11 protein-coding genes are annotated in these 22,243 nt (G+C 52.7%); all 11 read left to right on the top strand.

Annotated elements, in window-relative coordinates:
• Positions 1-4: 4 nt before the first annotated feature.
• The 11 genes from EG028_RS11040 (at position 5) to EG028_RS10990 (ending at position 22,229) form a co-directional block, all read left to right on the top strand.
• Positions 5-2,497 carry a glycoside hydrolase family 38 C-terminal domain-containing protein gene (locus tag EG028_RS11040; RefSeq protein ID WP_120516466.1) on the top strand — a complete coding sequence of 831 codons (2,493 nt, stop codon included), beginning with the start codon at positions 5-7 and terminating at the stop codon, positions 2,495-2,497.
• Between the two features lie 8 nt (positions 2,498-2,505).
• A complete protein-coding gene (locus tag EG028_RS11035) occupies positions 2,506-3,879 on the top strand; it encodes an SGNH/GDSL hydrolase family protein (RefSeq protein ID WP_120516467.1) in 1,374 nt (457 codons plus the stop codon).
• A 4-nt stretch (positions 3,880-3,883) separates the two neighbouring features.
• Positions 3,884-6,196: a GH92 family glycosyl hydrolase gene (locus EG028_RS11030; protein ID WP_241559106.1), complete on the top strand. Its 2,313-nt coding sequence runs from the start codon at positions 3,884-3,886 to the stop codon at positions 6,194-6,196.
• Between the two features lie 629 nt (positions 6,197-6,825).
• Entirely contained in the window at positions 6,826-8,535 is a 1,710-nt protein-coding gene (locus tag EG028_RS11025; RefSeq protein WP_120516468.1) for a RagB/SusD family nutrient uptake outer membrane protein, read from the top strand.
• A gap of 12 nt (positions 8,536-8,547) precedes the next feature.
• Positions 8,548-8,985 (top strand): DUF5004 domain-containing protein, encoded by a 438-nt coding sequence (locus EG028_RS11020; protein WP_120516469.1) that lies wholly within the window; start codon positions 8,548-8,550, stop codon positions 8,983-8,985.
• A 23-nt stretch (positions 8,986-9,008) separates the two neighbouring features.
• The gene (locus tag EG028_RS11015) at positions 9,009-9,971 is read left to right on the top strand and encodes a DUF4961 domain-containing protein (RefSeq protein ID WP_120516470.1); all 963 of its coding nucleotides are present in this window, start codon (positions 9,009-9,011) and stop codon (positions 9,969-9,971) included.
• Between the two features lie 26 nt (positions 9,972-9,997).
• The gene (locus tag EG028_RS11010) at positions 9,998-13,078 is read left to right on the top strand and encodes a SusC/RagA family TonB-linked outer membrane protein (protein ID WP_120516471.1); all 3,081 of its coding nucleotides are present in this window, start codon (positions 9,998-10,000) and stop codon (positions 13,076-13,078) included.
• Positions 13,079-13,100: 22 nt separating this feature from the next.
• Positions 13,101-14,807, top strand: coding sequence for a RagB/SusD family nutrient uptake outer membrane protein (locus tag EG028_RS11005; RefSeq protein WP_120516472.1), 1,707 nt, complete (start codon positions 13,101-13,103; stop codon positions 14,805-14,807).
• Between the two features lie 34 nt (positions 14,808-14,841).
• A complete protein-coding gene (locus EG028_RS11000; protein ID WP_120516473.1) occupies positions 14,842-17,904 on the top strand; it encodes a SusC/RagA family TonB-linked outer membrane protein in 3,063 nt (1,020 codons plus the stop codon).
• A 5-nt stretch (positions 17,905-17,909) separates the two neighbouring features.
• Complete coding sequence (locus EG028_RS10995; protein ID WP_120516474.1) at positions 17,910-19,313, top strand: DUF5005 domain-containing protein; 1,404 nt, start codon at positions 17,910-17,912, stop codon at positions 19,311-19,313.
• Positions 19,314-19,322: 9 nt separating this feature from the next.
• A complete protein-coding gene (locus EG028_RS10990; protein WP_120516475.1) occupies positions 19,323-22,229 on the top strand; it encodes a discoidin domain-containing protein in 2,907 nt (968 codons plus the stop codon).
• Positions 22,230-22,243: the final 14 nt, after the last annotated feature.

Raw genomic sequence — 22,243 nt, 5'->3', positions numbered from 1 at the left:
CAGCATGAAACTGAAATGTATTTGCCTGGCGGTGTTGCTCACCGTTGCGGCACAGGGATCTTTTGCTCAGGAGCATTACTTTATCGACGGCTACCACGGCGGCGTATACGGGCATTATCCCGTATGGTACACCCAATTTATGACCAGCCAGTTGCAGTCAAACCCTTACTGGAAAATTAACCTTGAGATAGAACCGGAAACCTGGGACGCCGTGAGGGTACGGGAGCCGGAAGCCTATGCCGTTTTCAAAAAACTATTTGCCGACCAGTCGGATGCCGGCCGCATCGAGTATGTGAACCCGGCTTATGGCCAAAGTTACCTGTATACCGGCTCCGGCGAAAGCATGATACGGCAGCTCAGCTACGGCATACAGAAAGTAAAGGAACATTTTCCGGGCGCGGTGTTTACAACCTATTCGAGTGAAGAGCCTTGTTTTACGAGTGCATTACCGCAGGTGTTGTTGTCATTCGGCTTCAAATACGCGTCCCTGAAAAATCCCAATACCTGCTGGGGTGGCTATACAAGAGCCTTTGGCGGAGAACTGGTGCAATGGCAGGGACCGGATGGCAGCCAGGTGCTGACCGTGCCGCGATACAGTTCCGAAGCACTGCTGCCGAATTCCACCTGGCAAACCACCGCCTGGAACAACGGCAGGGAATACATCCGGTCCGCACTGGCGGCCGGTATCAAGCACCCTGTGGGGATGTGCCTCCAGGATGCGGGCTGGCGTAACGGCCCTTGGTTAAAACAAAAAGCGCGGTATGAAACATGGCGCAATTACATCGGCAACGTCGCGGATAAACAAAATGCAGAGCCGTGGAAGCTGAGCCAGGAAGATATTAATGTAAGCCTTGTATGGGGCGCGCAGGTGTTGCAGCAGATTGCGCAACAGGTAAGAAGCGCGGAGAACAAACTCGCGGCGGCGGAAAAGTATGCGGCTATCAGTGCCCTGTACGACCAACGGCCCTGGCCGCGGCAGGCGCTGGACACGGCATGGAAATCGTTGCTGCTGGCGCAGCATCACGACTGCTGGATCGTTCCCTACAACGGGCGTAAAGGCGATACCTGGATAGACAAAGTAAAACGCTGGACAGATATGACACTGGCAGTGAGCGACAGCATCCTGCATCAGAGCGGCAACGGAAGCGAATATGTACGGGTAGTGAACACCACTGCGCTTGACCGCGAAGAGTGGGTGACGTTGCCATACAAAAAAGAGGGATGGCTGAAAGTAACAGATAACAAGGGGAAACAGGTGATAGTATCCCGGCGGGCGGATGGCACGATCCACTTCAAAGCCCGCGTACCCGCGATGGGATTCAGTATTTACCGTTTGCGGGAAGCGGCGGGCGGACCGGCTGCGAAATCTGCCGCGCATTTGCGTAATGGCCGCTACCGCATAGAAACAGACTTGTACCAGCTGGAAATAGATCCAGCCAGGGGCGGTGTGATCACCAGTCTCATTGCCAAAAAACTCGGGCGGAAAGAAATGGTGGACACAAAAAATGCCCGTGGCTTCAATGAATTGAGGGGATATTTTTATAATGAATCGGCCTGGCGCTCAAGCATGGATACCGCGGCTGCCGTGCGTGTAACGGAAGATGGTAAGGCTGGCTTTACGGTGGAGATCAAAGGGTTTATCGCGGGGCATCCTTTTACGCAGATGATCTCGCTTACCGGCGAGCAGCGCAGGATCGGTATGCGGGTAAAGATCGATTGGCAGGGCAATCCCGGTATCGGGGCTTATTCACAGGCGGACCACTACAGGGCGGAAACCTATCGCAAAGCATTTTACAACGACAGTTTTAAGTTGCAGGTACTGTTCCCGCTCAATCTGCCACAGCAGCAACTGAGCAAAGACGCCCCGTATGACGTAACTGAAAGCCGCCTGGAGAATACATTTTTCAGCAGCTGGGACAGCATTAAAAATAACGTGATCCTTCACTGGGCGGATGTGAGAGGCGGGGATAAAGGCATGGCCCTGTTTACCGATCACACCACCAGTTATGTACATGGAAAAAATTATCCCCTGGGTTTCACGCTGCAATATATAGGCCGTGGGCTCTGGGGACGTAATTATGACGTCACCGGGCCTACTGAAGTGAATTATGCCATTGTACCGCATAATAACAGCTGGGACGAGGGTGGCATCAGCGAAGAAGAAACACGCTGGTGTGAACCGCTGCTGGTAATGCCCGCAAACGGCGGAAAGGAATTTTCCCTGCTTACGTTGCAGGATAAACGCTTGCAGGTACCCGCGATGCTGATGGATGGGAACGATCTCCTCATCAGGATATACAATGCCGCGGGTGACAGCCGGGAGCAGGAGTTCTCATTCAACGGAAAGGCCACACAGGCCATCCTGGAACAGTTGAACGGGCAGGCTTTACGAACCCTGCAAACCAGGGAAGCTGCGGGGGAAACGGTCATCCGGTTATCCATGCCCCGTTTCGGCATCCGGACCATCCGCCTGAAAAATGTAATTGTCAATCATTAAACCACAATATGAAAAAACTATTGTTTTCCGCCGCACTGGCCTGTTTATGGCTGTCAGGGCAGGCCCAGGTAAAACCTTTTCAACAAAATGACCGCGTGATCTTCGTTGGCAACAGTATCACTGAAGCCGGTGCTTACGTGTCCTACATTTATCTTTATTACATGACCCATTTCCCCGGCAGGAAGCTGGTGATCATGAATGGCGGCATCGGCGGCGACAAAGCCTCCGACATCTACAGGCGCCTGGACTACGACATCCTCGCCAAGAAACCGAACGTAATGATCCTGACCTTTGGGATGAACGATACGGGTTATTTTGAGTTTAACTGGGATAATGCGGACAAGACCGCAGCGGAGCGTATCGAAGCCTCCCGCCGTAGTTACCAGCAGATAGAACAACGGCTGCTGCAATTGCCCAATATCCGGAAGATATTGATGTCCTCTCCTCCATACGACGAAACCGCAAAGATCGGCGGCAACGTATTTCATGGCAAACACAAGGCCATGCTGGAAGTGGTGAAATTCCAGGAAGAAGCCGCGCGTAGGAATAACTGGGCTTTCGCGGACCTGTTCCGCCCCATGACGGAACTGAACACCCGCTTCCAGCAAAATGATTCGGCCTTTACGGCGATCGGTCCGGACAGGGTTCACCCCGGTAATGCGGGGCATCTCGTCATGGCTTCGCTGTTCCTGAAGAGCCAGGGGCTAAACGGCAAGCCGGTGGCCGATATCCGTATCAACGCAGGCTCAGGCAAATTGCAGCAGGCGGTGAATTGTAACATCAGTAATCTTTCTACCTCGGCGAACAAAGTCAGCTTTAGTTACCTCGCCGGATCATTGCCTTTCCCGGTAGATACAGTGGCGCGTATGTGGGGCAATAACCAGAAACAAGCCGATGCTTTGAAATGGATACCCTTTACAGATGACTTTAACCGTGAAATGTTGCAGGTAGCCGGTTTACAAGCCGGGGATTATACCTTGCGCATAGACGGGCAAGCCATGGGCAAATGGCCCGCATCGGCATTGGCCGAAGGCATCAATCTCGCCACGCTGGAAACGCCGCAGTACAAACAGGCAACGTCCATCATGCAACTCAATCTGCGCCGTGCCGAAGTGGAAGCACGCCTGCGCCGGTATTACTGGGTTCAGGGCAATTTCTTCGACAAAAAGAACTTACGGATGCACGACAATGCCGCGGCACTGGACACTATCCGCAAATACGCCAAAACAGACGGTATGCTGCGTTACCACGAAGAGAATTACGAAACGGCCATGTATAAAGAGTTACGCAACATCTGGCTGCGGGAGATCGATACGATCGTGAACCTGATCTATTCCATGAACAAACCCGTTCCGCATAAAATTGAGATCGTTAAAATCTAATGATGTGAAAACCAATATCACGATATTCCTCGCCGCCGCCCTTTTCTTACCCGCTACAGTAATGGCACAGGGCCCGGCCTCCTACGTCAACCCTTTTATCGGCGCAAGTACCAGTGAAGGCGCCGCCGGTATTTATCACGGTCTTGGCAAAACCTTTCCCGGCGCGGCCACGCCTTTCGGAATGGTACAGCTCAGCCCGAATACCATCACCGGTGGCGACAATGGCTCCGGGTATAGTTATGAGCACAAAACCATAGAAGGTTTTGCTTTTACACAAATGAGCGGCATCGGCTGGTACGGCGATCTCGGTAATTTTCTCGTCATGCCCGCCACCGGTCCTTTGCAGACCGCCGCCGGCAGCCAGCAACATCCGGAAGAAGGTTACCGTTCATCTTACTCAAAACAGGATGAAAAAACGGCCGCGGGTTATTATACCGTACAGCTTACCGAACATAACATCAGGGCGGAGATGGCGGCGGCTCCCCATAGCGGGATGATGCGGTTTACCTTTCCCGCGCACCAGCAGTCCCGCATACAGATCGATCTTGCGCGGAGGGTAGGCGGTACGTCCACCTGGCAGGAAGTAAAAGTAATAGATGACTATACTATTGCCGGGTACATGCAATGCACGCCGGACGGCGGCGGCTGGGGCAATGGAGACGGGAAAGGCAATTACACGGTGTATTTCTACGCGCAGTTCAGCAAGCCGCTTTCGAAATATGGCGTCTGGAGCGCGGACATCCCGGACGGATGGACACGTAAACGCGAAGACATTGAAAGCGCCCGTTACCGGCAACAGGTAAGCAAAGCGGCCGTGTTGCCCGGTGTAAAAGAAAAGGCCGGCAAACACCTCGGTTTTTATACAGAGTTCACCACCACGGACCAGGAGCAGGTACTGATGAAAGCAGGCATTTCCTTTGTAAGCATCGATGGAGCGAAAGCCAACCTGGAACAGGAAATAAAAGACTGGGATTTTGAAGCGGTGAGGCGGCAGGCCACGGACCTGTGGAATAAGGCACTGGGGAAAATAGCCGTCACCGGCGGGACCGAAGAAGAAAAGACGGTATTCTACACTGCACTGTACCATACCATGATAGACCCGCGCAATTTTTCCGATGTGGACGGAAAGTATCCGGGAGGCGATGGCAAACCGCACACTGCGAAAAACTTCAGCAAACGTACCATCTTCAGCGGCTGGGATGTATTCCGCAGCCAGATGCCTTTGCAGACCATTATCAACCCTGCTGTGGTAAATGACATGGTGAATTCGCTGGTGACGCTGGCGGATGAAACCGGCAACCATTACCTCGAACGCTGGGAATTTCTGAATGCCTACAGCGGCTGCATGATCGGCAACCCCGCCGTATCGGTTATTGCAGATGCCTGGGCCAAAGGGATACGTGGCTTTGAGGTAGAAAAGGCCTATACCTATGCTAAAAATTCTGTAGAGAAGTTTGGCAACGGCGGCAAAGGATATTCTGCCGGCGGGCTGAGCGTATCGCTCACGCTGGAATATGCTTATTTCGACTGGTGCCTGGGCAGGCTGGCCGGCGCACTGGGCAAGGGGGAAGATGAAAAAACGTATACCGCGCGGGGCGGCAATTACCGTAATGTGTTTGATCCGGGCAAAGCCTGGTTTCGCCCGCGCAATGAAGACGGCAGCTGGCAACCCTGGCCCGAAGACGGCCGTATGCGGCAAGGTTACGGCACTATCGAAAGCAGCCCCTACCAGCAAGGCTGGTTTGTACCCCAGGACGTACCCGGCATGACGGCCCTCATGGGTGGAAAAGAAAAGGTACTCGCCGACCTGACCGCTTTTTTCGATAAGGTGCCGGAAAACATGATGTGGAACGATTATTACAATCATGCAAACGAGCCTGTTCACCACGTTCCTTTCCTGTTCAACCGCCTGGGCGCACCCTGGCTGACGCAGAAATGGACGCGGGAGATCTGCGCGCGCGCGTATCATAATTCCGTGGAAGGACTGGTGGGCAATGAGGATGTAGGGCAGATGTCCGCCTGGTATGTGCTCGCCGCCAGCGGCCTGCACCCGGTATGCCCCGGCAGTACCCGCTACGAGATCACCAGCCCGGTATTCGATACCGTTGCCCTCGCCCTGGACCCGGCCTATGCCAAAGGCAAAAAGTTCACCATCAGCACCCGCAACAATTCCCCCGCCAACCGTTACATCCAGCGCGCCTGGCTGAACGGGAAGCCCTATACCTACTGTCACCTCGATCACGCGGATATCGCTGCCGGAGGTACGCTGGTATTGGAAATGGGCAGGGAGCCGAACCGGCGTTGGGGGATTCAGTAATGTCTATACCCGCTTAGCCTCCCTGGAAGGTGCCCGTATGATAGTGTTTTGCCTATTACCCCTTTACCATACAATAACCTTTACGTAGCCGCAGGGCTAAAGTATCGTTATGATATCCCATTATCGAAGCATTATTAAAGCATACTTGAAGCATAGATAAGGCATATCTTATAGATATGCCTTATCTATGGGATATATATGCCTTATATATGGGACATCTATGCTTTATCCCTACCGTAAGGCAGTACTATGGCCACTTTGGGCCTACTTCAACATAAAGGTTACATAAAGTGGGTCGAAGAATGGCCTTTTTACAGCCTAATGGCAAAATGAGACAAGATTTGATCCGGAGTTGATCCGGTTAATATTCTATCAGGAACCCGACCGCCGAATGGCAGGTTGCGAGAAGATCTCAACCGGGACATTGCTGGAATTCAATAAAAAATTAAAGAAGGGATGGCGGTATCGTTTTCTTAAAGTGTCATTACTAATAGGGACAATGAGTAACTGATCAGAAAAATCGCGTTACGGCTACAATACTGTAAAAGGCAGCTTTTACGAACGGGCGCCGTCATGCCTTCTTAGCAAATTTTATCACCAAAAGCTGGACGCTTCCACGTATTAACGTTATGACAAAGAAATTCACGTTCGCTGCTCCTGCATGCCTGTGCCTGGGAATGTTTATCCTGTTTTCCTGTGGTAAAAAGAACTTCCTGGACCAGACGGAAACCACCAACCTGAACGAAGAAACCGTATTTTCAGACAGTGCCCGCACGGTGGCATTCCTCACCAACATTTACATAGACATCGGTTTTGCCGAAAACGCCACCCGCTTTGGCAACGGCGGCCTGGACGCGGCAAGCGACGAGGCGGAGCCGCAGAAGTCGGCCACGGTGACCACTTCCATTCAATTCGCCACGGGCACCGTCAATCCTTCCATCATCACCGCCGATGCCTGGAACCTGCCTTACACGAACATCCGCCGGGTGAACCAGCTGCTGAAACACCTGCCCGGATCGCCGATCCCTTCTCACATCCGCAATGCGATGAGCGCGGAAGCACGTTTTCTGAGGGCATGGTATTATGCCGTTTTGCTGAAACATTACGGTGGTATCCCGCTCCTGGGTGATTCCGTATTTAAGGTAGAAGACAAAATTCCTTCGGTACGGAATACTTACAAAGAATGTGTGGACTACATCGTTTCCGAATGCGATGCCGTAGCCGCTTCATTGCCCCTGGAAAGGATACGGGAAGATTATGGCCGGGCCAGCGGCGGCGCTGCCATGGCGCTCAAGGCAAGGGTATTGCTGTATGCCGCCAGCCAGTTGTTCAACGGTGGTAATATCGATCCGCAGAACCCGGTGACCGGTTATACAGATAATGTGCCGGAGCGCTGGAAACTGGCCGCCGATGCCGCCACCGCTGTGATGACCACTGCCGCTTATTCGCTCTACGAAGACAATACGACCGCACGGGGGTATGGTTTTTATAAATTATTTACCCTGCGGGTAAATCCTGAATACATCATGGCCAAAATGCAGGATGGCAACCGGGAATTGGAAAGCGCATGGCAGCCGCCGTCGCGGAATGGCGCCAAGGGCGGGTTTCCTTACCAGGAATTTGTGGATGCATTCACGATGGCCAACGGTAAGCCCATCACCGATCCCACATCCGGCTACAATGCGGCTGACCCGTACAAGGACCGCGACCCACGGCTGGCTTATTCCGTGATCCGCGACCAGATGCCGTTGATACAAAATAACGGGCTGAAAGAACCGGTCAACATCTATCTCGGCCCCGATGGCAAAGGCGTGAGCCAGGATGCGGTGCACGCGGGCACGCCTACCGGTTATTACACGAATAAAATGCTCGACGAAAACATCGCGGCCAACTTTATACACGGCTCTCAACGCTGCTTTCCACTAATGCGTTACGCGGAAGTGCTCCTCAATTTTGCCGAAGCCACCAACGAATACTCCGGCCCGTCACAGGAAGTATACGACGCCGTGGAACTGGTGCGCAGACGCGCGGGCCTGCTGCCTTACGAGCTCCCCGACGGGCTTACAAAAGAACAGATGCGGGAAAACATCCGTGCGGAACGAAGGGTGGAGCTGGCTTTTGAAGGCCACCGCTTCTGGGATGTAAGGAGATGGAAGATCGCCGCGCAAACGGAAAACAAACAAATGACCGGCATGGAGATCAGGCGAAACGGCAGCGCCGTAACCTATACTGTCTTTCCCGTACGCAAACACAATTTCCGGGAGGCCATGTACCTGTGGGCCATTCCGCAGAGCGAAACGGCGAAATCGCCCGAGTTAAAACAAAATCCATCCTGGTAAAAAAACAACATCATGAAATCCAGATTCCCGATATGTTTACTGATGACAACACTATTGCTGGTCATCAACTCCTGCAAACAAAAGGAAATACTCGTGCCCGAACAGGCGAAAGATATCGCCGGCGAGTGGCGCGTGATCAAAGCGTTGCGGAATGGGGTGGATATTACCACGCTGACTGACTTTACACAGTTCAGGATAAAGTTCACCACCGATCTTCAATATACCATAGAAAACCCTTTGCCTTTCGTTGTCAGCAAAAACGGCAGCTATGCGCTGGATGACCCGAAATACCCGTTCCGGATCACTTTCAGGCAGGCGGGCACCGGCGCACCGGTGAGTACCAGTTTTACTTACCCGGTAGTAGCCGGAAAACGGAATATGAGTTTTTCCTTCAGTCCCGGCTGCGCCGCCAATACTTACCTGTACACACTTGAAAGAGTGAATCCCTAATCCAACACAACTCACAGCACGATATGAAAAAATATACATACGGCATATGCCTGATCCTGCTTCTGCTGGCGGGCTGCGTATTCCTTGAAGGGGTGGATCAGCCCACGTCTGCCACGGCAGGGGAGGATATAACCATCACCATGCGCACCCGCATTGATGTGGCGGATGGGGGGCGTTCCAACGTGAGGCTGATCATCGGTTTCCTGGCGCCTAAAAGCTGGTCGGCTTCCACGAATTCCACTATCACTTTTACGACTACTTCATATGGTAACGGCAGGATGGTACCGGTGCCGGCTTCCGTGATCGCAAACGGGGGGCAGAACTGGCCGGCGGCGTTGAGAACCCGCTTTGGCATGGGCGGTAATTTTATGACGGACGACCTGGAGTGGGTCGTGTTCTGGACGGAGCAGACCTACAATGCGCCGCAGGGCGTGAAAGACAACATCAATGTAAAGATCGTGACCAAAGCAGGGCCGGAAAACGTGATGTTCAAAACAGGTTATTTCCTGGGCACCAGTTCAGAAGGCCTGAGCGATGTATTTGGCTCCAATAATGTATACAAATGCCAGTTCAAAGACTGCTTCAGCGTAACCGGCGGGCCCGGCGATGTGATCGATTTCTGTAATCCGCAGATAGCCGCCGTTACGCCGGGCATGGCTACGGATAATGATTTCCTCACCCTGAGTTTTGACCCGGACGTAGTGCCTACGGCGCTGAATGGTGTGGGCAGCATTTATCTATGCGCCAAAGGATATACAACCGACGGGCAGGTGCTGGACGCCTGCGCGCAAACAGACGTCACGAAGCTGAAAAAATATACCGGCAATAAATCCGCTATCACCTTCTGGCCGCGTGGTTACTTTAACATGCAGGAAGGGCAGACGCTGGAGCGGATCGAGTATTTCTTTACCGATGTTTCCGGGACCGTAAAAGTAGGGTATAGCAATACCGCCAACCCTTTCGTCTACACATTTAAATGCCAATAACCTCTACCGTTCCAAAAACTGATACAATGGCTAACAGCTACTTTTCACGATATATTTCAGTGCTTGCCTGCCTGGTGCTCGCGTTGTGCGGGAGCGTGCGGGCGCAGCAACCGGGCACAGTGGCCGGTCTGCTGGCGGATAACTACGGCCAGCCCGTTGCCGGGGCCGCCATTTTTGTAAAAGGCACAAATGACAGTACCAGCACCGATGCCGCGGGCAGATTTACCGTGCGTGCGGCCGTGAACAATACACTGATCATTCAATACCCCGGGTATTATACGATCGAGCACAAAGTACGCGATACCAAACCACTGACGCTACGCATGGAAGAAGTGTATATCCCAGCGCCGCAGCGTATCCCTGTGCTGTATGGCGAGGCCTCCCCGAAAAGCATGGTGGGCGCCGTGGGCACGGTGTATACTAACCAGCTTTCCACCACACCGGCTACTTTATACGCCTACGCATTACCCGGCCGTCTGGCGGGGCTGTATACCCAGCAAAGCAGCGGGTTCCGCAATCCCGCTACCGGCGACAATTTTGATGTGGACATATTTGTAGGCAACATTCCCAGGCCGGGCGCACTGGAGCCGAATGACAATACAGAAATGGGTTTGATCCTGCGCGGGCAGGTGCCGGTAACAATTGTAGACGGCGTACAACGGGACGTGTTTTCCATCGATCCTGAAAATATAGAATCCATCTCTGTGCTGAAAGACGGGCTTTCAACGATCCTGCTCGGTCAGCGCAGCTCACGGGGCGTTTTGCTGGTGACCACCAAACGCGCCCGCGCCGGGAAACCACGGGTATCGTTCACCGCGCAGACAGGCGTACAACAATCACTGAACCTGCCAAAACCTTTGCCCGCCTGGCAATACGCGTACCTGCTGAATGAAGCCTTGCAGAACGATGGGAAAGAACCACTGTACAAGGAAGCCGACTTTATCGCATTCCGCGATTATAGCAGTCCGTACACTCACCCGGACGTGAACTGGTACGATGCCATCCTGCGTGACAATGCGCCGCTATCACGCTATAACCTGAACATTAATGGTGGCGGCAACGTGGCCCGATATTCCGTGTCGCTGAACTATACGGACCAGCAAGGCATCTTCAGAACTTCCCCTGCCAACAACTACAACACCAACGCCGGCCTGAAACGTTACCTGATCAACACAGACGTGAGTATTGATGTAACGGAAAGCCTGAATATAAGCATGCAGCTCTTTGGCCGCCTCCAGGAAGGAACGCAGCCCGGCGCCGGCACCAGCGATATATTGGGCGCATTACTGGCAACGCCCAATGCCGCCTATCCCATCCGCAACCTCAACGGTAGCTGGGGCGGTACAAACAACCTTAACACGAACCTGCTGTCCCAGACGCTCAACAGCGGCTACATCCAGGATAACAGCAAAGACGTGATGGCCAATGTGGACATCCGCTACGACCTGGGCGACTGGCTGCCGGGGCTATCCGTAAAAGGAAAAGGCAACCTGTCCATACAGTCAGCCAACGCCATCGACCGCAGCAAACGCGAGCTGGTATACAGGATGGGCGTGACGCAGGGAGATACGCTGTACAGCAAATACGGGGACGCGGTTGCGCAACGGAATAATTTTATGTCTGTTTTTAACGCCCAGTATTTTTTCGGGCAGGTATCGCTGAACTACGACAGGCAATTCGGCCGTCATGGCCTGAACGCGGTAGTGCTGGCGGATAGCCGGCAGACGATCTTTAACTATGACCTGCCTGGCAAAGCCACGAACATATCCGGTAAGGTCGCTTATAACTATGCAAATAAATATTTTGTTGAAGGCGCGCTCAACAGGAGCGGCTACAACCGTTATATGCCGGGCAAACAGTACGGCACCTTCTTCGCGGGAGGCATCGGCTGGGACCTGGCGCAGGAAGATTTTCTTAAAGGTAATGCAGGTTGGATGGACCAGTTGAAGCTGAGAGGCACCTACGCCCATACCGGCAATGGTATCGATAATTCAGGTTATTACATCTGGCGCCAGGACTTCAGTGAGAATAACGGTATTGGCGGCGGGGTGTACGCCCAGGGCATCGCCCGCTCGCCCGCATCGGCTTTCCAGGAAAACGGCCTGGCCAATGTGAATATCTCCTGGGAAACCGCGCGCAAGCTGGATGTGGGGATCGATGTGTCGTTGTTTAATAATCAATTACAGATCACCGGCGACTATTACCACGACCGCTATGAAAACCTGTTGCAGATAAGAGGTAAAAGCATCGCATTGTCCGGTGCCAATTATCCCCCGGAGAATATTGGCATCAACCAGTACGAAGGCGGCGAACTTACACTGACGTACCAGGGCCGGGTGAATGATTTTAATTATTTCATTACCGCGAACGGCAGCATCGAACAAAGCAAATCGATTTTCAGAGACGAGCAGCGCCGGGAGTATGAATGGAATAAACGGACCGGTCAGCCGGTAGGTATGCCCTTTGGCTACATCGCGGACGGCTTTTTCCAGTCGGCCGAAGAAGCCGAAGGCAGCGCAACGATTGCGGGATATAAACCTTTGCCCGGCGATATCCGCTATAAAGACCTGAATGGCGACGGCACTATCAACCAGTTTGACGAAGCGCCTATCGGTACCTACAAGCCACGGATTTATTACGGCGTCAATATCGGTTTTGCATGGAAAGGCATTGAAGCGAGCGCATTGTTGCAGGGTGTGGCAAACAGGGTGAACTACGTGGCGAATTTCGCTACTGAAGCCGGTTTCCAGTTCCTCAACTTTACCTACGGCCAGGCCTACGAACAGATCACCGGCCGCTGGACGCCTGAGACCGCCGCTACGGCCACTTATCCCCGGTTGACCGCCGATGCGAACAATAGTTACAACAAAGCAAGCTCTTCCTTTTGGGTACGCAACGGTAATTATTTCCGGCTGAAAAATGTAAGCCTCGCCTACAATCTCCCTTACAGCTGGACGCGCCGGGTGAAGCTGGGCAGCGTAAAAATATTCGCCAATGCGCAAAACCTGTTTACACACGCCGCTTACGACTTCGTGGATCCGGAAGTGGGAGTGGGTGCATATCCCATTCAACGGGTGCTGAATACCGGTATCAATGTTAAATTCTAGTCAGCCATCTAAATAAAGCACAATGAAGCAATTCCGCATAATGATCCTCGTGGCCGGCTGCCTTGCTGCCATGGTTGCCTGCAAAAAGGATTACGAAGTCATACCGCTTGAAAAAGTAACGATAGAATATGTATTTGACCAGGATGATTCACTGGGCACGTACGCCAATAAATTCCTCAATGGCATTTATTCCAGGCTGCCGGGCGGCTACAACCGCGTGGGCGGCGACCTGCTGGATGCCGCGTCCGACGATGCAGTCTCCGGCCTCGTTGGTACTTCCGTTGCATTGCAGCTGGCTACCGGCGCATATACCTCCTATGCCACACTGGGGGACGAAACGCCATGGAACAACAGCTACGCAGCTATCCGCGCCGCCAGCATTTTTGTTTCCAACATCGATATATCACCCGTTAAAGAAAAACTGCCCAACGGCCGCTCCATCCGTTACGCCTGGAAATCCGAAGCGAGATTTATCAGGGCGCTGTTTTATTTCGAGCTGCTGAAACGATATGGCGGCATTCCGCTGATGGGCGATAAAGTAAGGGTATTGGGGGATGACGTGCAGGTGCCCCGTAGTTCTTTCGCGGATTGTGTGAATTATATCGTTGCGGAATGCGATGCGATCAAAGACAGCCTGCGCCCCAATCCTGTGGCAGCGCCGGAGCTGAACAGCCACCGCGCCACGAGGGGGTCTGCCCTGGCGTTAAAAGCCCGTGTATTGTTGTATGCCGCCAGTCCATTGTACAACGGGCAGAATATCGACGCAAATAATCCGCTTACCGGTTATGCCAGTTATGACAAAGAACGCTGGAAACTGGCCGCTGACGCCGCGCGCGAACTGATCGACGAGCATACTTTCTCTTTGATGCCCAATTTCAAGGACGTATTTATTACCCAGAACAATAGTGAAATCCTCTTCTTCCGCCAGGGAGGTAATAATACGGATATTGAAAACACCAACGGGCCGGTAGGTTTTGCCCAGGTAGCGCGCGGCCGCACCAATCCCACGCAGGAACTGGTAGACGCCTTCCCGACCAACACAGGCCTGCCGATCACCGATCCCGCTTCAGGCTACAATTCCAATGAGCCCTACGCCCGCCGCGATCCGCGCCTGACCATGAGTATCCTTTACAATGGCGCGCGCTGGCTGAATGTAGAATTGCAAACCTTTGAAGGTGGCCAGCACAGGCCCGGTGGCGCGGAGCCCGGCACTAAAACTTCGTATTACATGCGCAAGTTCATGGGGAACTTTGAAAACGCCACCCAGTACAGCAATACCAGCCATGACTGGATCTTCCTGCGTTACACGGAAGTGCTGCTCAATTTTGCCGAAGCCGAAAACGAATACAACGGCGCCACCGGCGAAGTATTCCAGGTGCTGAAAGACCTGCGCGCCCGCGCGGGCATTGCAGCCGGAGCCGACGGGATGTATGGTCTGAAGGAAAACATGACCCCGGAAGAAATGCGCGCCATTATCCGGAATGAACGGAGGATAGAGCTGGCTTTTGAAGAACACCGTTTCTGGGATATCCGCCGCTGGAAGATTGCGCAACAGGTGTATGGCAGAGCACTGCACGGCATGAGTATCATCAAGGAAGGACCTGCTTTTAACTATAATGTAGTAGAGGTGTTCAAACCCGTGTTTTCAGCGCCAAAAATGTACTTCTATCCTATCCCGTACGACGAAGTGGTGAAGAACGATAACATGCGCCAGAACCCGGGCTGGTGATCCTCATTCCTTTCATGAATTATAACTGAAGAAGATGAAAAATATTATACTGTTCTTCCTGCTGATAGCCGCCCTGCCTTTATCGTTGGCGGCCCAGCAAAAAATTATCAGCGGCACTGTAAAAGACCTGAACGGTGTGCTGCCCGGCGCTGCCATTTCGGAAAAAGGATTGCCCACCAACGGGGTGATCGCCGATCCGGACGGCAAGTTTAAACTGACGCTGAAAGGCACTTCCAATACCGTGATCGTAAAACTGATCGGCTTCACCAGCCAGGAGATCGATGTAGCCGGCCAATCTACTATAGACGTGGTGTTGCAGGCCTCCACACAGGGCCTCGATGAAGTGGTGATCGTAGGGTTTAATGCGGCCAAACGTATTACCAGTACAGGTGCGGTAAGCGCCATTACCGGCGCGGAGATCAGGAACGTACCAACGGCTAACGTGCAGAACGCGCTGATGGGCAAACTCCCCGGCTTTGTATCGCAGCAGCGGTCCGGCCAGCCGGGAAGGGATGCTTCGGATTTCTTTATCCGCGGTGTGAGCTCGCTGAATGTGGATGGTAACAGACCGCTTATCATCGTGGACGATATCGAATATTCCTACGATCAGTTGCAGCAGATCAACGTGAATGAGATTGAAAGCATTTCCATCCTGAAAGATGCCTCCACCACGGCGATTTATGGTATCAAAGGCGCGAACGGCGTATTGGTAGTGGCTACCCGCCGTGGTAAAAGCGGACGCCCGCAGGTGAACCTCCGCGTGGAATCCGGCCAGCAGTCGCCGGTGAAAACGCCGCAGTTCCTCGACTCTTACAACACAGCGGTGCTGGTCAACGAAGCCTACAAAAACGATGGATTGCCGCTGAGGTTTACAGACCGCGATCTTGAGCTGTTCCAGAACGGGGAAGACCCTTTCGGCCATCCGAACATCAACTGGTACGATGCCGTATTTAAAAAACACGCCTACCAGGTCAATAGCAATGTAGATATATCAGGGGGTACCGAAGCAGTGAAATATTTTGTTTCCGGCGGTTTTCTTACGCAAAACGGCCTGGTGAAAGACTTTTCCGATCCGAGGAATGAGGTGAACACCAACTATTTTTTCCGCAGGTACAACTTCCGCTCCAACCTCGATATGCGCGCCACCAAAACGCTGACGCTCCGGCTGGACCTTACCACCCGCTTTGGCGATATCAACCAGCCGCGCTCGGCCAACGTGGTGTCTGAAGTATATAATTTTGAAAAGATACATCCTTACTCAGCGCCGCTGATGAACCCGAATGGCAGCTACGCCTACGCCGCGGATACAAAAGACGCGCTGCCCACGCTCAACGCCAGGCTGGCCAACGGCGGTTACAGCCGCAGCAAAAGAACAGACTTCAACGTACTGTTCGGCGCCACGCAGCAACTCGATTTTCTGACCAAAGGTCTTTCCCTGACCGGGCGCGTGGCCTATGCGGGTATTGAGCAATATTCAAGAAATCTGTTCCGCGAAGCGGAACCGCCTTCATTTTATTATAATCCCGTGGATCAGTCGTATACGCTGGACCCGCGTGGAAATTACCGCCTGCAATCCTATCGTGTAACGGGGAATACGGATCTTTACAGCCGCAATATCAACACACAGGCGTTCCTGAGCTACGACCGCACTTTCGGTGATCATGCCCTGAACGCGCTGGCGCTGTACAACCGGCAGAGTTATTCCTTCAAGTCGGACATCCCGGCGAACTTCAGGGGTTTTTCTTTCAAAGCCGGTTATAATTTCAAACAGAAATACCTGATCGACTTCAACGGCGCCTACAATGGTTCAGACCGATTCCAGGCGAAGAAAAGAAATGGATTTTTCCCCGCGGTGGGCATCGGCTGGAGTATATCGCAGGAGCCGTTTTTTAAGGATAATGTCAGTTTCGTGAGCCTGTTGAAACTGCGTGGCTCGTATGGTGTGGTAGGTTCGGATGTGACCTCGGGCAACCGGTACCTTTTCCGTCAGCAGTATGAGAACGGCGGCGGTTATTCTTTCGGGGAAAGCCACACCTCGAATGGTTCCATCTACGAAGGCGATTTAGGAAACCTGGACGTGACATGGGAAAAAGCAAAAAAGGCGGACGTAGGGATCGACGTGAACCTGTTTAAGGATAAACTCTCTTTTACCGTGGATTATTTTCATGATATCCGGTATGATCAGCTGGTGCGCAAAGGTTCCGTGCCCAATATGCTGGGTGTAGGTTTCAGTCCCACCAACGTGGCAAAAACCAGCAATACCGGTTTTGACGGGCAGGTGAACTACCGAGGAAGCATTCGCAGTGTGAACTTCAATACAAGCCTCGTATTCCAGTACTTCAAGAACAAAGTGCTGTTCAGGGACGAAGCTCAGCCGGCCTATCCATGGCTGCGGCAAACGGGCCTGCCGATCGATCAGCCGTTCGGCTACACTTTCCTTGGTTATTACACGCCGGACGATGTGGCGAAGATACAGGCCAATGCGCATGACAAACCTGCCACGCCGCTTACCGAATATCCTATACAGCCGGGCGATCTCAAATACAAAGACATCAACGGCGACGGTGTAATTGACAACAACGACCAGGGGCCGATCGGCAAACCGAACCTTGCAAGCACTGTACTGGGGCTTACGCTCGGAGTCAATTACAAAGGTTTCAGCATCAACCTGCTGTTCCAGGGTTCCTTTGGTTACAGCTTCAGCGTAGTGGGCACGGGTATCGAAACCTTCCAGAGCCAGTTCCAGCCCATTCACCAGGAGAGATGGACGCCGGAGAATGCAGCCAACGCACAATTTCCGCGACTCACCAGCAACCCGACCACTGTAAACAGCGCGCGCACCTACATGTCCGACTTCTGGCTGATAGATGCAAGGTATGTACGCCTGAAAACGGTGGACATGGGTTACCAGATGCCGAGCCGCTGGCTGCCCAAACGTATCAACAATGCGAGGCTTTACCTGAGCGCGTATAATCTTTTCACCTGGACCAACTACGATAAATACCAGCAGGACCCTGAAGTGGGTAGCAACACGGCGGGCGATGCCTACATCAACCAGCGTGTAGTGAACCTGGGTATCCAGATCGGTTTTAAATAGACATCATGCACAAAATGATATTGTTATTGATAGCCGGCGGCATTCTCACATCCTGTATGAAGAACCCGCTGGACGGCTACATGAGCCAGGAGCGCGCTATTATTTCCTTCAGGCTTGCCGAAGGCCAGTCCGGGGAAACAGAGATCGTAAACGGTACAGACTCCGCTGCCATTACGGTATATGCGGAAGACGACCTGGACCTGGGCGCCGTCAGCCCGTTGGTAACCGTTTCCAAAGGGGCTACCGTATTACCTGCGCGGGGTGTGAAAGTTGATTTTGCCTCCAAAGGCAACCGTTATACCTACCGGGTCACGTCCGAAGCCGGGATCGTTAAGAACTGGTACGTGCGTATACTGAAAAGGAATGAACTGGCTACGGGCCCGCGCCTGGAACTGTTGCAGGGCAATGGCAGGTGGGACCCGCGCGTGACGGTATACAGCGACCTGGATTATAATGACTACCTCACCCGTTACCAGCACTGGAACGGCGGAGACGGCTGTTATTCCGTACTGCTGCCTGACGGCCGCATCATATGGTCATTCCAGGATAGTTTTTTCGGGCAGGTAAGCACGGACCGCAACAGGACGAACAACGTGATGCGCCGCAACGCCGCACATCTGCAACTGGATACTTCCCTTCAAAGTTTTTTCCAGCTGAACCCCGGTTCAGGAAACCAAAGCGAAACCTGGATCAAATATGGCAATGCACCTGAAGACCAGGACTGGTACTGGCCCGGAGCCGGGCAGGTGCATAATGGGAAGTTCCAGATGCTGCTCAGCCATGTCAGGAAAACCGGCAACGGTACCTGGGATTTTGCGCATGTGAGCACAGACCTGGCCATTTTTGACCTGCCGTCCATGCAGCTCAGCCAGCTTGTCAAAGACAAGGACCTGTCCAGCAACTATAGCGCGGGCAGCATGAAAGCGCCGGATGGGTATACTTATATGTACAGCACCGAAAACGGTTATCTCACTTCATTTATGTACGTGGCCCGCGCGGCGGGCAACGATCTGAACGGGGCATGGGAATATTACGGGGAGAACGGATGGAGCGCCACGCCGGTGAAATATAACGTCTGCAATGACATTACACAGCCGAACGTGTTTTATAAGGACGGGAAATATTATCTCGTATCACAACAAAACATCTTTGGGCTGGATATTTATATCCAGGAGGCGAACAGTCCGGTAGGGCCGTGGACAAACAAACGCACGCTCTACCATATTCCCGACAAGTACAGCGGCGATTTTATCAGCTACAATGCATTCGTGCATCATGCGCTGAGCAGGGAAGGGGAACTGGTGATTTCCTATAACATCAACCCCGTGGATTTTGCCAGCAACTTCAACAAACCCGGCAGTGCAGACCGTTACCGGCCGTATTTTGTACGCGTATTCAACTGGAAATAATTAATAAACATGTTCAAAAAGAAAGGAAAAGGTTTGCTGGGTTTGTTGATCATAACAGGCCTGGCAGCAAAGGCGCAGGACAGGACGATCAGTTTAAACAGCAGCAATGAGGATGTGCATTGGAAAATAAAGGCGGCAGCGGAAGTACATTCACAACCTGCGTTGCATGATGTGGGGTTTGACGATAGCAACTGGGTAAAAGGCATTGTGCCGGGCACGGTGTTCGGGTCGTTTGTAGAAGCGGGACAGGAGAAAGATCCCAATTTTGGCGATAACATTTACAAGGTTGATAAAACAAAATACGACCGTGATTTCTGGTACAGGGTAGTGTTTACGCTACCCGCCGGTAAAACGCGGGAAAAACAATGGCTTAATTTTGAAGGCGTGAACCGCAAAGCCGAAGTGTTCCTGAACGGCCAGCGTCTTGGGTTGCTGGATGGTTTTATGGACCGGGGCAAGTTTGATGTAAGCGGTATTTTACGGGAAGGTAAACCGAATGTACTGGCCCTGCTTGTGAGCTGGCCTGGTACGCCGATCGTGAATTATTCAAGCCCCACTTACATTTCAAGCGCCAGCTGGGATTGGATGCCCTATGTGCCCGGCCTCAATATGGGGATTACGGATGACGTGTACCTGGGCAGCTCCGGACCGGTGACCATCACCGATCCCTGGATACGTACGGCGCTGCCGGATACCTCGCGGGCAAAACTGAGCATCAGCATGGAACTGGATAATCATTCCGGTGAAACAAAGGAGGGTACTGTATCCGGTACGATCCAGCCGGGGAATATCCAATTCACGAAGAAAATAAAAATAGCCGCGGGGCAGTCTGAACACGTTTCGTTCCATCCTGAAATCGAGCATCCGCAGCTGTGGTGGCCCAATGGTTATGGCGGTCAGCCGTTGTATACCTGCGATCTGCAATTCGTTTCCGGGGAAAATGTATCAGACAGCAAAACGATCACTTTTGGTGTAAAACAATACAGCTACGATACACTGGGCGGTGTACTGCACATTCATATCAATGGTAAACGCATCTTCGTCAAAGGCGGTAACTGGGGAATGTCCGAATACATGCTGCGCTGCCGCGGAAGCGAATATGATACAAAGCTGAAGCTGCATAAGGAAATGAACTTTAACATGATCCGCAACTGGATCGGCAGCACCACAGACGAAGAGTTTTACAATGCCTGCGATAAATACGGCATCCTCGTATGGGATGACTTCTGGCTGAACTCCCATCCCAACCTGCCGAAGGATGTATTTGCGTTTAACCGGAACGCGGTGGAAAAGATCAAACGACTGCGTAATCATCCCAGCATCGCCGTATGGTGCGGCGACAACGAAGGGTATCCTCTGCCGCCGCTGAATGGCTGGCTGAAGGAAAACGTAAGTACCTACGATGGCAACGACCGTCTTTACCAGGCGAACTCGCATTCCGATGGATTAACGGGCAGCGGCCCTTGGACGAACTTTGTTCCCGCATGGTATTTTACAAAATACCCCGGAGGTTTTGGCGGTACGCCAGGCTGGGGGCTGCGTACAGAAATAGGCACAGCCGTGTTCACGTCCTTTGAGAGTTTCAAAAAATTCATACCAGACAGCAGCTGGTGGCCGCGCAACAAGATGTGGGACCTTCATTTCTTCGGCCCTTCCGCAGCTAACGCCGGCCCGGACCGCTATGACGATGCGGTCAATAAAAGTTACGGTACGGCAACGGGCATTGAAGACTACTGCCGGAAAGCCCAGCTGGTGAACATCCAGACCAACCAGGCCATGTACGAAGGCTGGCTGCATCACATGTGGAACGATGCATCCGGCATCATGACCTGGATGAGCCAATCCGCTTATCCGAGCCTGGTATGGCAGACCTACGATTATTATTACGATCTCACCGGCGCTTACTGGGGTGTGAAAAAAGCCTGCGAGCCGCTGCATATACAATGGAGTGCCGCGGATAACTCGGTAAAGGTGATCAATACCACGTTGCGGGATCTTAGCGGGCTGCAGGCCGAAGCGGTCGTGTACAAACTGGATGGAACGCCTGCCAGGGCTTTTGGCAAAAAAGTAACGGTGAGTGCCGCTTCCAATACGGCTACCGGTTGTTTTGACCTGAATTTTAATATTGACAACCTTGCGTTTAAAAAACAGGCGGTTGCCTCTTCGTTTTCACCCGAAGGCGGTGAGGCAGGGGCAGTAGCGGATGGCAGCACGGGATCACGCTGGAGCAGCCGTTATTCAGACAATGAATGGGTGTATGTGGACCTTGGCGCCAGCCAGGAGATCAGCAGTGTACTGCTGCATTGGGAGACAGCCTATGCGCGCGCTTACAACCTTCAGGTATCGGATGATGCGCTGTCGTGGAAGGATGTACATATAAGTGATGCCGGCAAGGGCGGGCTTGAAACCATCACTTTCAAACCGATAACAGCCCGCTACGTGCGTATGCTGGGGCGCAAACGCGCCACCGAATGGGGATATTCGCTATATGATTTTGAAGTGTATGGTAAACGGAGCAATGCATTGTCCGATGTGCAGTTTATCCGCCTGCTACTGAAAGATGCCAATGGCACGCTGCAATCGGAGAATTTTTATTGGAGAAGCAGCCGCATGGCGGATTATACCGCGCTTGAAAAACTGCCCGCCGCCCGCTTGAAAGTAACATCGACGATCGCGCAGCGCGGAGACAGTTCTTATATAACGGCTTCTATTACCAACCCTGCTTCCTCCCCGGCATTTGCCATACATGTGCAACTGGTGAGGACTGATAATAATGAGCGTGTATTGCCGGCGATCATGAACGATAACTACTTCACCTTATTTAAAGGAGAAAAAAAGCAATTGGAAATTTCCTTCCAAAAGAAGTTGCTGACGGATGGGAAATATAAACTGTTGGTTACTCCCTATAATAAATAGATGCATTTAATCCG

The organism is Chitinophaga barathri, from assembly GCF_003807585.1.
Taxonomy (GTDB): domain Bacteria; phylum Bacteroidota; class Bacteroidia; order Chitinophagales; family Chitinophagaceae; genus Chitinophaga; species Chitinophaga barathri.
The sequence above is the reverse complement of the archived record's forward strand: the minus strand, read 5'-3'. Positions and strand labels throughout refer to the sequence as shown.

What these genes read in the sequence shown, in the direction of transcription:
- EG028_RS11020 (WP_120516469.1), top strand. Translation starts at nt 8,548, where the DNA reads ATGAAATCCAGATTCCCGATATGTTTACTGATGACAACACTATTGCTG.
- EG028_RS10995 (WP_120516474.1), top strand. Translation starts at nt 17,910, where the DNA reads ATGCACAAAATGATATTGTTATTGATAGCCGGCGGCATTCTCACATCC.
- EG028_RS11035 (WP_120516467.1), top strand. Translation starts at nt 2,506, where the DNA reads ATGAAAAAACTATTGTTTTCCGCCGCACTGGCCTGTTTATGGCTGTCA.
- EG028_RS11000 (WP_120516473.1), top strand. Translation starts at nt 14,842, where the DNA reads ATGAAAAATATTATACTGTTCTTCCTGCTGATAGCCGCCCTGCCTTTA.
- EG028_RS11005 (WP_120516472.1), top strand. Translation starts at nt 13,101, where the DNA reads ATGAAGCAATTCCGCATAATGATCCTCGTGGCCGGCTGCCTTGCTGCC.
- EG028_RS11025 (WP_120516468.1), top strand. Translation starts at nt 6,826, where the DNA reads ATGACAAAGAAATTCACGTTCGCTGCTCCTGCATGCCTGTGCCTGGGA.
- EG028_RS11010 (WP_120516471.1), top strand. Translation starts at nt 9,998, where the DNA reads ATGGCTAACAGCTACTTTTCACGATATATTTCAGTGCTTGCCTGCCTG.
- EG028_RS11040 (WP_120516466.1), top strand. Translation starts at nt 5, where the DNA reads ATGAAACTGAAATGTATTTGCCTGGCGGTGTTGCTCACCGTTGCGGCA.
- EG028_RS10990 (WP_120516475.1), top strand. Translation starts at nt 19,323, where the DNA reads ATGTTCAAAAAGAAAGGAAAAGGTTTGCTGGGTTTGTTGATCATAACA.
- EG028_RS11015 (WP_120516470.1), top strand. Translation starts at nt 9,009, where the DNA reads ATGAAAAAATATACATACGGCATATGCCTGATCCTGCTTCTGCTGGCG.